Below are 12,410 nucleotides of genomic sequence, written 5' to 3' on the forward strand. Positions count from 1 at the left end.
GAGAACACGCATGAAGCAGATCACCGCCGTCATCAAACCATTCAAGCTGGAAGAGGTGCGTGAAGCCTTGGCCGAGCAGGGCGTGACCGGCCTGACCGTGACCGAGGTGAAGGGCTTTGGCCGCCAGAAGGGGCACACCGAGCTGTACCGGGGCGCCGAATACGTGGTGGACTTTTTGCCCAAGGTGAAGGTGGAGGTGGTGGTCAAGACCGACGATCTGGACCGCTGTGTCGATGCCATCATCCGCGCCGCGCGCACCGGCAAGATCGGAGATGGCAAGATTTTCGTCACCTCCGTCGAGCGGGTGGTGCGCATCCGCACCGGTGAGGAAGACGAAACCGCCGTCTGACGGGGAGGGCAGGGGCCGACGAGGCCTTTTGCCCTTGGTTCAGATCGCGTCGAGCTGGGGGGTGGGTGAGAGGCCCGCAGCCTGCACCAGCTCGGGCAGCAGCCGGTGTGCGTCGCTGTCGACGCGGATCAGGTCCATCTGCCAGGCGCCCATGAACTGTGCTTCAACGCTGGTGCGCAGGAACTGCATCAACCCATCGTAGTAACCCGCCAGGTTGAGCAGCCCCACCGGTTTGTCGTGGTAGCCCAGCTGGCGCCAGGTCCAGACTTCAAAAAACTCCTCGAACGTGCCGATGCCGCCGGGCAGCGCGACAAATGCGTCTGCCTTTTCGGCCATCAGGCGTTTGCGCTCGTGCATGGTGTCGACCACGTGCAGTTCGGTGCAGCTGTGGTTAGCCCATTCCTTTTCCACCAGGGCTTTGGGGATGATGCCAACCACACGTCCACCCGCGTCCAGCGTGGCCTGGGCCACGGTGCCCATGAGGCCATTGCGCCCGCCGCCATAGACCAGTTGCCCTCCATGGCTGCCGATCCAGTGGCCGACCGCGCGGGCGGCGTCGGTGAACTCGGGGCGGGCGCCAGGGCGGGAGCCGCAGTAGACACACAGGGAAAAGTGGGGGGCCGTCATGGGTAGTTGAAGAAGGTGATGTGTTCAGGCCAGCCGGGTCCAGAGCGCCGCAGCCCAGACGCCCGCGCACAGCAGCAGGCTCAGCAGCACGGCCGCACTGCCCATGTCCTTGGCACGTTTGGAAAGGTCGTGCCACTCCGGGCCGATGCGGTCGATGGCGGCTTCGATGCCGGTGTTCAGCAGTTCGACCACCATCACGGCGAGCACGGTACCGGCCAGCAAGGCCACCTCGACCCAGCTGCGACCCAGCCAGAAAGACAGCGGAACCAGCACCAGGGCGGCCAGCGCCTCCTGCCGGAAGGCTGTTTCGCCCCAGCCTGCGCGCAGTCCGGCCATGGAGTAACCGAAGGCGTGCAGCATGCGCGCCAGGCCGGTGCGCTGTTTCTGGGCGTTGACGGGTTCGCGGGCGGAGCTGGATGACATCGCAGATGCGCTTGTGGCGGGGCGGTTCGGGGTGGCGGGCATACCGGTGGACAAGAGATTTCAGGCTTGTTGGGCCGCCTTGAGGGGAGCGGCTGGCTTGTGGTGAACCAGCCGTGTGCCCGCAAGTGCGTCGTGCAGGAACTGGCGCTGGGGATGGAACCGCGAAAGAACTGCCCACACGGCAACCCACCCGATCACCACCACCGTGAGCTCATCTCCCGGCAGCGCGAAGGCACCTGCGGTGGCCAGCGGAGGCAGGAACCACATCCAGGACAAGAGGTAACGCAACAGAGCCCGCCCCTGGGTGAGCGGCTGACCGCGGCGGTCCACCACCCGGATGTGCCAGGTTTTCATGGCCAGCGTCTGCCCCTTGGCCCAGAACCAGGTGAAGTAGATACCGAACACCACGAACAGGAAACCTTGTTGCAGGTGGCGGTTGTCGAGCGCGTGGCGGGTTTGCGTGAGGGTGGAGAACAGGTAGCCGGCGATGAACACCACGCCGAACAGCAGGATCCCTTCGTACAGCCAGCACGCCATGCGGCGGGTCAGGGAAGGGGCGGTCAGGGAGGGCAGGGCCTGCGGATGGGTGTCGGAAGCGGTCATCGGATGCGGTGGAAAATGGCCCCGAATTGTCGCATTGCCGCCAATATCGGCGACTTGGCCGCGATGGCATCGACCCTGGGTGATCCAGGGGGCGTGTTGCAGTGCGATAATCTCAGGCTGCAATTCAACAGGCAAACGGGCCAAGGTCCGGCGGGTTATGTGTCCGCCCATGTCCATTGGTCTCAAGTTCCAACACCGCTTCACAAGAGTGGGTGAAGGAGCACCCAAGGTATTTCGTCAGAGAAATTCTCGAAAGGTTCATCATGGAAATCAACAAGGCCGAACTGGCCTCCGCTGCCGCCGCCTCCGGCGCAGCCCCCCAAGAACTCCGCGGCGCAGAAATCCTCATCAAGGCCCTCCAGGCCGAAGGTGTGAAGTACATCTGGGGCTATCCCGGCGGTGCTGTTCTGCACATTTACGACGCGTTCTACAAGCAGGACACCATCCAGCACGTGCTGGTACGTCACGAGCAGGCCGCTGTGCACGCGGCCGATGGCTACGCCCGCGCCACCGGCGACGTGGGGGTGTCCCTGGTGACCTCGGGCCCCGGCTTGACCAATGCCGTCACCGGCATCGCCACCGCCTACATGGACAGCATCCCCATGGTGATCATCGCGGGCCAGGTGCCCACCGCCGCGATCGGCCTGGACGCCTTTCAGGAATGCGACACCGTCGGTATCACGCGTCCCATCGTCAAGCACAACTTCCTGGTGAAGGATGTGCGCGACATGGCGATGGTGATGAAGAAGGCCTTTCACATCGCGCGCAGTGGCCGTCCGGGCCCTGTGGTGGTGGATATCCCGAAAGACGTTTCCTTCAACAAGACCGCCTACACCGGTTACCCCGAGTCGGTGTCGATGCGGTCCTACAACCCGGTGCGCAAGGGCCACGGCGGCCAGATACGCAAAGCGCTGCAGCTGTTGTTGTCCGCCAAGCGCCCCTACATCTACACCGGCGGCGGGGTGTTGCTGGGCAACGCGGTGCAGGAGCTGCGCACCCTGGTCGACATGCTCGGCTACCCGGTGACGAACACGCTCATGGGCCTGGGCGCCTACCCGGCCACCGACCGCAAGTTCCTGGGCATGCTGGGCATGCACGGCACGGTGGAGGCCAACAACGCGATGCAGAACTGCGACGTGCTGCTGGCCGTGGGTGCGCGTTTTGACGACCGCGTGATCGGCAACCCCAAACACTTCGCACAGAACGAACGCAAGATCATCCACATCGACATCGACCCGTCGAGCATCTCCAAGCGCGTCAAGGTGGACGTGCCCATCGTTGGCGACGTGAAAGACGTGCTGACCGAGTTGATCAGCATGGTGCGCGAAAGTCCGCTTCGGCCCGACGAAAAGGCGCTCGCCGGCTGGTGGGAAGCCATCGAAGGCTGGCGTTCGACGGACTGCCTGAAGTATGACCGCGGCAACAAAGACGTGATCAAGCCGCAGTACGTGGTGGAAACGCTCTGGAACATGACCAAGGACGCCGATGCCTACATCACGTCCGACGTCGGCCAGCACCAGATGTGGGCCGCGCAGTACTACAAGTTCAACGAGCCACGCCGCTGGATCAACTCCGGCGGCCTGGGCACCATGGGCGTGGGCATTCCCTATGCCATGGGCATCAAGCTGGCCAAGCCCGAGAGCGAGGTGTTCTGCGTGACCGGTGAAGGTTCGGTGCAGATGTGCATCCAGGAGCTGTCCACCTGCCTGCAGTACAACACGCCGATCAAGATCATGGCGCTGAACAACCGCTACCTCGGCATGGTGCGCCAGTGGCAGGAACTCGACTACGAGGGCCGCTACAGCCACAGCTACATGGACGCGCTGCCCAACTTCGTGAAGCTCGCCGAGGCCTATGGCCACGTCGGCATGCTGATCGAGCGCCCGCAGGACGTGGAAGGCGCGCTGCGCGAGGCGCGCAAACTCAAGGACCGTACGGTGTTCATGGACTTCCGCACCGACCCGACGGAGAACGTCTTCCCCATGGTGCGTGCCGGCAAGGGCATCACCGAGATGACCCTGGGCGCCGAAGACCTCTGAGCTTATTCACCCTGCCGCCCATCCATCCAGGGTGGTCGGCAGTCCCTTGACGAATCTATTTGCAGCCAAGCCTGCGCATTACCGTGTGCAGGGGAGGGCTCAGAAAAGAGGAATCTCATTCATGAAACACATCATCGCTGTCCTGCTCGAAAACGAACCCGGCGCCCTCTCGCGTGTGGTTGGCCTGTTCTCGGCGCGGGGCTACAACATCGAATCCCTCACCGTGGCCCCCACGGAAGACCCCAGCCTCTCGCGCATGACGATCCAGACCACCGGGTCGGACGACGTGATCGAGCAGATCACCAAGCACCTGAACCGCCTCATCGAGGTGGTCAAGGTGGTGGACCTGACCGAAGGCGCCTACACCGAGCGTGAACTCATGCTGGTGAAGGTGCGCGCGGTGGGCAAGGAGCGCGAGGAAATGAAGCGCATGGCCGACATCTTCCGCGGCCGCGTGATCGACGTGACAGAGAAGAGCTACACCATCGAACTCACCGGTGACCAGGGCAAGAACGACGCTTTCCTGGAAGCCATCGACCGGGCGGCCATTCTGGAAACGGTGCGCACCGGTTCATGTGGCATTGGCCGGGGTGAGAGAATCCTGCGCGTTTGACCTATTTCAGGGCTCAGCCATCTGCCCGTTCGGGCTGAGCCTGTCGAAGCCCCTGTCCACCGGATGGGGGTCCCGAGAGCCCTTCGACAGGCTCGCGAAGAACGGCAACACACCTCAAATCCACTGGAGCAATAGATGAAAGTTTTCTACGACAAAGACTGTGACCTGAGCCTGATCAAAGGCAAGACCGTGGCCATCATTGGCTATGGCTCGCAAGGCCACGCCCATGCACAGAACCTCAACGACAGCGGCGTGAAAGTCGTGGTCGGCCTTCGCAAGGGCGGTGCGTCCTGGGACAAGGTCGGCAAGGCCGGCCTGACCGTGATGGAAGTCAACGACGCCGTCAAGGCGGCTGACGTGGTCATGATCCTGCTGCCCGACGAGCAGATCGCCGAGGTCTACACCAACAATGTGGCCCCCAACATCAAGCAGGGTGCTTCGCTTGTGTTCGCCCACGGCTTCAACGTGCACTACAACCAGGTCGTGCCCCGCGCTGATCTGGACGTGTGGATGGTCGCTCCCAAGGCGCCAGGCCACACCGTGCGCAACACCTACACCCAGGGTGGCGGCGTACCCCACCTGATCGCCATTCACCAGGACAAGAGCGGCAAGGCGCGTGACCTGGCGTTGTCCTATGCCATGGCCAACGGCGGCGGCAAGGCCGGCATCATCGAGACCAACTTCAAGGAAGAGACCGAGACCGATCTGTTCGGCGAGCAGGCTGTTCTGTGCGGTGGCGCTGTCGAGCTGATCAAGATGGGCTATGAGACCCTGACCGAAGCCGGCTACGCCCCCGAGATGGCCTACTTCGAGTGCTTGCACGAGCTCAAGCTGATCGTGGACCTGATCTACGAAGGCGGCATTGCCAACATGAACTACTCAATCTCCAACAACGCGGAGTTCGGCGAGTACGTGACCGGTCCCGAGGTGATCAACGAAGAATCGCGCAAGGCCATGCGCAATGCTTTGAAGCGCATCCAGAACGGCGACTACGCCAAGATGTTCATCCAGGAAGGCCGCCTGAACTACCCGAGCATGACTGCCCGCCGTCGCAACACCGCCGATCACAGCATCGAAGTGGTCGGTGCTCAGCTGCGCGCCATGATGCCCTGGATCGCCAAGAACAAGCTGGTGGACCAGACCCGCAACTGATCCGGGTGCGTTAGCGCTGCCGGCTGAGCGCCCCGTAGCGCTGTCCATTGCGATACAAAGGCCACTTCGGTGGCCTTTGTCTTTTCAGTCGATGGATTCGCTGGCTTACACTGCCACCCATGAGCCCATGGCTCGCCATACGGCTCCAACCGAGATATTCATGCACGACGGAATCGATCCCCTGAATCAGACAACCATCGAACCATCGCGGCGGCGCAAGGGCATCTACATGTTGCCCAACATGATCACGCTCGCCGCGCTGTTCGGTGGGTTCTATGCGATTGTCATGGCCATGAATGGCCGCTTCGATCTGGCCACGGTCGCCATCTTCGTGGCCATGGTGCTCGACAGCCTGGACGGCCGCGTCGCCCGGATGACCCACACGCAAAGCGCGTTTGGTGAGCAGATGGATTCCCTCTCCGACATGGTCTCGTTCGGTGCCGCGCCGGCGTTGATCGCCTATGTCTGGACGCTCAACGATCTGGGGCGTTGGGGCTGGATCGCCGCATTTGTGTACTGTGCCTGTGCGGCCCTGCGGCTGGCACGCTTCAACGTCAATACCGGCGTGGTGGACAAGCGCTTCTTTCAGGGGTTGCCATCACCCGCTGCGGCGGCTCTGGTGGCCGGATTCATCTGGCTCATGACCGAGGCCGAGATACCTCCCGCAGATGTGACCTGGGTGATGTTCGCTCTCACCCTGTATGCGGGTCTGACCATGGTCACCAATGTGCCCTTCTACAGTTTCAAGGATCTGAGCCTCAAGAAGAGCGTACCGTTCGCCGCGATCGTGCTGGTGGCCCTGGGCATCGCCATCATCAACATTCATCCACCCACTGTGTTGTTTGGTCTTTTTGTGGTGTACGGCCTGTCGGGCTATGCGGTCTATTTCTGGCGCAAAGCCAAGGGGCGTCCGACCAGCGTCATCAGCACTTCCACCGACGAGCCCGACGAGCGTGGACTGCACGATTGAGCGGGATCCATGGCGCTTGCGGCATCACGTTGACTCGGCGGGTCTTCCTTTGTGATACATTGCTTGGCATGAAACAAGTTTCTCTCTCGCTACTACTGGGTGTCCACAACGGGCAGGTCTGGTAACGCGCGAGTGATTTCCAACAACGGCCCGTTTGCACCTGCAGCGGGCCGTTTTGTTTTGGGCTGCGGGTTTTTTCAAGAGTGGTCTACGAGACCACACACCGGAGAATTGAGATGAGCGACAAACTGATCATTTTTGACACCACCTTGCGCGACGGCGAACAGTCGCCTGGCGCCTCCATGACCAAGGACGAGAAGCTGCGCATTGCACGCCAGCTGGAGCGCCTGAAGGTGGACGTGATCGAGGCCGGTTTCGCTGCCAGTTCCAACGGTGATTTCGATTGTGTTCAGGCCATCGCCAACACCATCAAGGACTCCACGGTGTGCTCGCTGGCACGGGCCAACGACCGCGACATTTCGCGTGCGGCGGAAGCCCTCAAAGGTGCCAACCGGGCGCGCATTCACACCTTCATTGCCACCAGCCCGTTGCACATGGAGAAGAAACTGCGCATGACACCCGATCAGGTGTTCGAGCAGGCCAAGCAGTCGGTGCGCTTTGCCCGCAACCTGGTGGACGACATCGAGTTCAGTCCCGAAGATGGCTACCGCAGCGACATGGACTTTTTGTGTCGCGTGCTTGAGGCGGTCATCAAGGAAGGCGCCACCACGCTCAACATCCCGGATACCGTGGGTTACGCGATTCCCGAGCTGTATGGCAACTTCATCCGCACCTTGCGCGAGCGCGTGCCCAACTCGGACAAGGCGATCTGGTCCGTTCATTGCCACAACGACTTGGGCATGGCGGTGGCCAATTCGTTGGCGGGGGTCAAGATCGGTGGTGCACGTCAGGTGGAGTGCACCATCAACGGCCTGGGCGAGCGCGCCGGCAACTGTTCGCTGGAAGAGGTCGTGATGGCGGTGCGCACGCGTCGCGACTATTTCAACCTTGACGTGGGCGTCGATACCACGCAGATCGTGCCCGCCAGCCGCATGGTCAGCCAGACCACGGGTTTTGTGGTGCAGCCGAACAAGGCTGTGGTGGGCGCCAATGCATTTGCCCACGCCAGCGGCATTCACCAGGACGGCGTGCTCAAGGCTCGAGACACCTACGAAATCATGCGGGCCGAAGATGTCGGCTGGAGTGCGAACAAGATCGTGTTGGGCAAGCTCAGCGGTCGGAATGCGTTCAAGCAGCGCTTGCAGGACCTGGGCATCGAGATGGAGTCCGAGAGCGAGATCAACACCGCATTTGCCGCCTTCAAGGAGCTGGCCGATCGCAAGAGCGAGATCTTCGACGAAGACATCCTCGCACTGTGCAGTGATGAGAGCGTGACCGCCGAAAAGGAGCAGTACGGGCTGGTGTCGCTCTCGCAACGCAGTGAAACCGGCGAACGGCCTCATGCCCGCGTGGTGTTCACCGTGGCGGGCAAAGAGTTCCTCGGTGAGTCCGACGGTAACGGCCCGGTGGATGCCTCCTTGAAAGCCATTGAAACCCATGTCAAGAGCGGCGCCGAACTGGTGCTGTACTCGGTCAATGCCATCACGAGTGGTTCGACCGAAAGTCAGGGTGAAGTGACCGTGCGGCTGCAACACAGCGGGCGGGTCGTCAATGGCGTGGGGGCGGACCCGGACATCGTGGTGGCGTCGGCCAAGGCCTATCTGAGTGCACTGAACAAGTTGCACAGCAAAGCTGATCGCGTGGCGGCTCAGGGATAAAGCTTTTGAAATCAATGACTTGCATACTTTGGTATCGTGAACGATTGAATTGATACCGAAAGTAGCACCTGTTCTACCGATCATCGAAGAAACGTAGGCAAGTTTTTGATATTGCTAGTTTTTCTTGAGTTGTCTATACTCCACTTCAGCACAACATTTGTTGCTGGAGTGGCGTCATGGTCCTTTGCGCGAATCGCATCCGAAAAATCCTGCAAACGACCGCTTGCCTGGCCTTGACCGCCGCGCTGGCTCTGCCGCTGACGGCGCAGTCCGCCACACAGAGCCAAAAAGGCAAAAGGCCCGTGGCGACCAAGTCCGCGGACAAGAAGAGCACTGCGGTTGCCAGGACCCACGCGAGAAAGACAGCGGTTGCGCAGGCCAAGCGCAGCACGAACCTGAGTTCCAAGCGGTTGGCCAAGAACACGCGCAAAAAGTCCGCGACGACCATTGCGAGGTCAAAAGGCGGGAAGCTGCGCGTGGCCAGTGGCAAGAAGTCCCAGCGCTATACGGCCGCCGCGTACAGTCGACGGGCGCCAGTGGTACGCGTGTCCGTTCCGGCCAGGCTGTCCATGGGCGAACGCCTGGGTCTGCGCAGCAGCCTGGACCCGTTGGATCTGAACTCCAGCGTTGCGCTGGTGATCGATCAGGACACCCACGAAGTGCTGTTCAGCAAAAACGATTCTGCGGTGCTTCCCATCGCTTCGTTGACCAAACTCATGACGGGTCTGGTGATTGCCGACGCCAGCCTGCCCATGGACGAGTCGATCACCATTACCCAGGACGACGTGGACACTCTCAAAGGCAGCAGTTCTCGTCTGGCCGTGGGCACCACACTGAGTCGGGGTGAGTTGATGCACCTCGCTTTGATGTCCAGCGAAAACCGCGCGGCTCACGCATTGGGGCGTACCTATCCGGGTGGCTTGAACCAGTTTGTGAGTCTCATGAACCGGAAAGCCTTTGAGCTGGGCATGACCGATACCCGTTATGTGGAGCCCACCGGTCTGTCGAGTCTGAACCAGTCGAGTGCCCGTGATCTGGCTACCCTGGTGTCCGTCGCCTACGAACGGCCGATTTTGCGCAGTCTGTCCACATCGCCTGGCTATCTGGTGGAGTTGGGGGACCGCATGCTGCAGTTCAAGAACTCCAATGGCCTGATTCGCAGTCCGGATTGGGACATTGGCTTGCAAAAGACTGGCTACATCTCTGAGGCTGGCCGCTGCTTGGTGATGCAGGCGAAGGTGGCGGATCGAAAACTCATCATGGTGTTCCTGGACTCAGCTGGCAAATTGGGTCGTGCGCAGGATGCCGAGCGTGTGCGTCGCTGGGTAGAGATGCAGGCGCCACCATCCCAGGCGGCTTTCGTCAGACCCCAAGGGTGATTGGACGGGATGGTGGCGCAGCGGTCCCCGCAACAAAAAAGCGGTCCCTTGTGGACCGTTTTTTTGTTTCTCCATGATGGGTGTTGATTTCCACCGAATCCTGACCCACCGTTTCCATCCGATATTGACCCACCCTGGGTAGTGCCCTGCAGGGCTCACGGTGTGGATAACTTCTTCGGTTTGGACTCCTTCTTGATGGGTTGAGCGGAGCTGTTCTTGAACCGGTAGCTGTCGTTGCCAGTCTCAAGGATATGACAGTGGTGCGTGAGGCGGTCTAGAAGCGCGGTGGTCATCTTGGCATCGCCGAACACGCTGGCCCATTCGCTGAAGCTCAGGTTCGTCGTGATGACCACGCTGGTGCGCTCGTAGAGCTTGCTGAGCAGGTGGAACAGCAAGGCACCACCCGAAGCACTGAAGGGCAGATAGCCCAACTCGTCGAGCACCACCATGTCCATGTGGGCCAAGCGGTGGGCCATCTGTCCGCTTTTGTTGCAGACCTTCTCTTGCTCGAGCATGTTGACCAGCTCGACTGTGGAGAAGAAGCGCACCCGGCGCCGATGGTGCTCGACGGCCTGCACCCCGATGGCACTGGCCAAGTGCGTCTTGCCGGTGCCCGGGCCACCGACCAGCACCACGTTCTCAGCCTTCTCCATGAACTCGCAGCGGTGCAGCTGTCGCACCAGGGCCTCGTTCACCTCGCTGCTGCTGAAGTCAAAGCCTGCCAAGTCCCGGTACGCCGGTAGCTTGGCCTGTTTGAGCTGGTAGGCCACGGCACGCACTTCTCGCTCGGCTGTCTCGGCTTTGAGCAACTGCGAGAGCATCGGCTGCGCGGCCTCGAAGGCTGGCGCTCCTTGCTCGGCCAACTCTGAGACGGCTTGCGCCATGCCGAACATCTTGAGTTCGCGCAGCATGATGACGATGGCTGCAATAGCGGGGTCATGGCGCATGACGCACCTTCCCTTCCGACGCACGCAGGTCGTCATAGCGGCTCACGTTGGCCAGCGGTTCGCGAACCAGACGCAGCGCCTGCGGTGCGGTCACTGGTGGTGGTGCGGCCTTGCTGTCCAGCAGCCGGTGCAGCACATTGAGCACGTGCATCTTGGTCGGCACGCCGGCCTCCAGTGCCAGCTCGACGGCGGTCAGCACTGCCTGTTCGTCGTGGTGCAACACCAGGGCCAGCACCTCGACCATCTCGCGGTCGCCACCGGGCTGCTTGAGCAGAGCGACCTGCAGCTGCCGGAAGGCCACGGGCAGTTCGACGAAGGGGGCGCCATTGCGCAACGCACCTGGCTTGCGTTGCAGCACCGAAAGGTAATGGCGCCAGTCGTAGACGGTGTGGCCTGTGGTGTCGTGGCGGCGGTCGATGACGCGGTGATGCTCGCAGAGCAGTTGGCCCTCGGCCGCCACCACAATCCGCTCGGCATAGACGCGCAGGCTCACCGGGCGGTTGGCGAACGAGGCCGGCACGCTGTAGCGAACACGCTCAAAGGTCACCAGGCATGTGGGCGAGACGCGCTTGGTGTGCTCCACGAAGCCATCGAAGGGGCGCGACAGCGGCATCAGCAGTGCCCGCTCCTGCATCCAGACGTCTGCGACGGTGCCTGGCAGCTTGCCGTGGTCAATCTCGCGCCACAGGGCCGTGCAACGCCCCTCCAGCCAGTCATTCAAGGCCGCCAGCGTGGGGAAGGCTGGCACGTGCTGCCAGAGCCGGTGGCGCGCATCGCGCACATTCTTCTCGACCTGGCCCTTCTCCCAGCCCGAGGCCGGGTTGCAGAACTGCGCCTCAAACAGGAAGTGACTGACCATGGCACCAAAGCGCGCGTTCACGTCGCGTTCCTTGCCACGGCGAACCTTGTCAACGGCGGTCTTCATGTTGTCGTAGATGCCGCGCCTGGGTACGCCGCCCAACACGCGGAACGCGTGGTTGTGGGCGTCGAACAGCATCTCGTGCGTCTGCAGCAGGTAGGCCCGCACAATGAAGGCGCGGCTGTGGCTGAGCTTGGTGTGGGCTACCTGCAGCTTGGTGCGCTCACCGGCGATGACGGCCCAGTCTTCGCTCCAGTCGAACTGGAACGCCTCACCGGCGCCAAAGGTCAGGGGTACGAAGGTGCCACGGCCGGTGGTTCGCTCGGCTTCCTGCCGTTTGGCCTGCCAAGCACGCGCGAAGGCGGCTACGCGGTTGTACGAACCATCGTAGCCCAGCGCGGCCAGGTCGGCGTGCATCTGTTTGACCGTACGTCGCTGCTTGCGCGACTTGCCGGCCTCGGTCTTGAGCCAGCCTGTCAGTTTGTCTGCGAAAGGGTCGAGCTTGCTGGGGCTGACGCGCTTGGCATAGCGCGGCTCGACCGCATCGGCCCGAAGGTACTTCTTGATGGTGTTGCGAGACAGGCCGGTACGCCGCGCTATCTCGCGCAGGGACAGATGCTCTCGCAGTGCCCAACGCCTAATGACACTCAATGTTGCCACGTCAATCACTC

Annotated in this window: 12 protein-coding genes; 7 read left to right on the top strand and 5 right to left on the bottom strand. The window is 61.9% G+C overall.

The features are described from left to right. Window positions 1–10: 10 nt before the first annotated feature. On the top strand, window positions 11–349 hold the full coding sequence (locus tag HTA01S_RS07350; RefSeq protein WP_068168637.1) for a P-II family nitrogen regulator: 339 nt from the start codon (window positions 11–13) through the stop codon (window positions 347–349). Window positions 350–388: 39 nt separating this feature from the next. Here HTA01S_RS07350 and HTA01S_RS07355 read toward each other — a convergent pair whose 3' ends face one another. Genes HTA01S_RS07355 through HTA01S_RS07365 form a run of 3 tightly spaced genes read right to left on the bottom strand, consistent with a single transcriptional unit; the run spans window position 389 to window position 2,002 of the window. After that, on the bottom strand, window positions 389–976 hold the full coding sequence (locus HTA01S_RS07355) for an LOG family protein (RefSeq protein WP_068168640.1): 588 nt from the start codon (window positions 974–976) through the stop codon (window positions 389–391). A 24-nt stretch (window positions 977–1,000) separates the two neighbouring features. Next, a complete protein-coding gene (locus tag HTA01S_RS07360; protein WP_157572013.1) occupies window positions 1,001–1,399 on the bottom strand; it encodes a diacylglycerol kinase in 399 nt (132 codons plus the stop codon). 60 nt (window positions 1,400–1,459) lie between these two features. Next, entirely contained in the window at window positions 1,460–2,002 is a 543-nt protein-coding gene (locus tag HTA01S_RS07365; protein WP_068168645.1) for an RDD family protein, read from the bottom strand. 263 nt (window positions 2,003–2,265) lie between these two features. Here HTA01S_RS07365 and HTA01S_RS07370 point away from each other — a divergent pair, with 263 nt between their 5' ends. The 6 genes from HTA01S_RS07370 to HTA01S_RS07395 all read left to right on the top strand — a co-directional run bounded on the left by HTA01S_RS07370 (window position 2,266) and on the right by HTA01S_RS07395 (window position 9,933). Further along, window positions 2,266–4,041, top strand: a complete 1,776-nt coding sequence (locus HTA01S_RS07370) for an acetolactate synthase 3 catalytic subunit (RefSeq protein WP_068168649.1) — start codon at window positions 2,266–2,268, stop codon at window positions 4,039–4,041. A 121-nt stretch (window positions 4,042–4,162) separates the two neighbouring features. After that, window positions 4,163–4,654, top strand: a complete 492-nt coding sequence (ilvN, locus tag HTA01S_RS07375) for an acetolactate synthase small subunit (protein WP_068168656.1) — start codon at window positions 4,163–4,165, stop codon at window positions 4,652–4,654. A gap of 135 nt (window positions 4,655–4,789) precedes the next feature. Continuing rightward, window positions 4,790–5,806, top strand: a complete 1,017-nt coding sequence (gene ilvC, locus HTA01S_RS07380; protein WP_068168659.1) for a ketol-acid reductoisomerase — start codon at window positions 4,790–4,792, stop codon at window positions 5,804–5,806. Window positions 5,807–5,966: 160 nt separating this feature from the next. After that, window positions 5,967–6,776, top strand: coding sequence for a CDP-diacylglycerol--serine O-phosphatidyltransferase (gene pssA / locus HTA01S_RS07385; RefSeq protein ID WP_068168662.1), 810 nt, complete (start codon window positions 5,967–5,969; stop codon window positions 6,774–6,776). Window positions 6,777–7,012: 236 nt separating this feature from the next. Beyond that, the gene (locus HTA01S_RS07390; protein ID WP_068168665.1) at window positions 7,013–8,554 is read left to right on the top strand and encodes a 2-isopropylmalate synthase; all 1,542 of its coding nucleotides are present in this window, start codon (window positions 7,013–7,015) and stop codon (window positions 8,552–8,554) included. A gap of 176 nt (window positions 8,555–8,730) precedes the next feature. Beyond that, window positions 8,731–9,933, top strand: coding sequence for a serine hydrolase (locus tag HTA01S_RS07395; RefSeq protein WP_068168667.1), 1,203 nt, complete (start codon window positions 8,731–8,733; stop codon window positions 9,931–9,933). Between the two features lie 155 nt (window positions 9,934–10,088). On the opposite strand, the gene istB is transcribed toward HTA01S_RS07395, so the two are convergent. After that, a complete protein-coding gene (istB, locus tag HTA01S_RS07400; protein WP_068168670.1) occupies window positions 10,089–10,880 on the bottom strand; it encodes an IS21-like element helper ATPase IstB in 792 nt (263 codons plus the stop codon). Then, window positions 10,870–12,408, bottom strand: a complete 1,539-nt coding sequence (gene istA, locus HTA01S_RS07405) for an IS21 family transposase (RefSeq protein ID WP_068168673.1) — start codon at window positions 12,406–12,408, stop codon at window positions 10,870–10,872. The genes istB and istA overlap by 11 nt, the downstream gene beginning before the upstream one ends. Window positions 12,409–12,410 lie beyond the last annotated feature (2 nt).

The organism is Hydrogenophaga taeniospiralis CCUG 15921 (assembly GCF_001592305.1).
GTDB classification, from domain to species: domain Bacteria; phylum Pseudomonadota; class Gammaproteobacteria; order Burkholderiales; family Burkholderiaceae_C; genus Hydrogenophaga; species Hydrogenophaga taeniospiralis.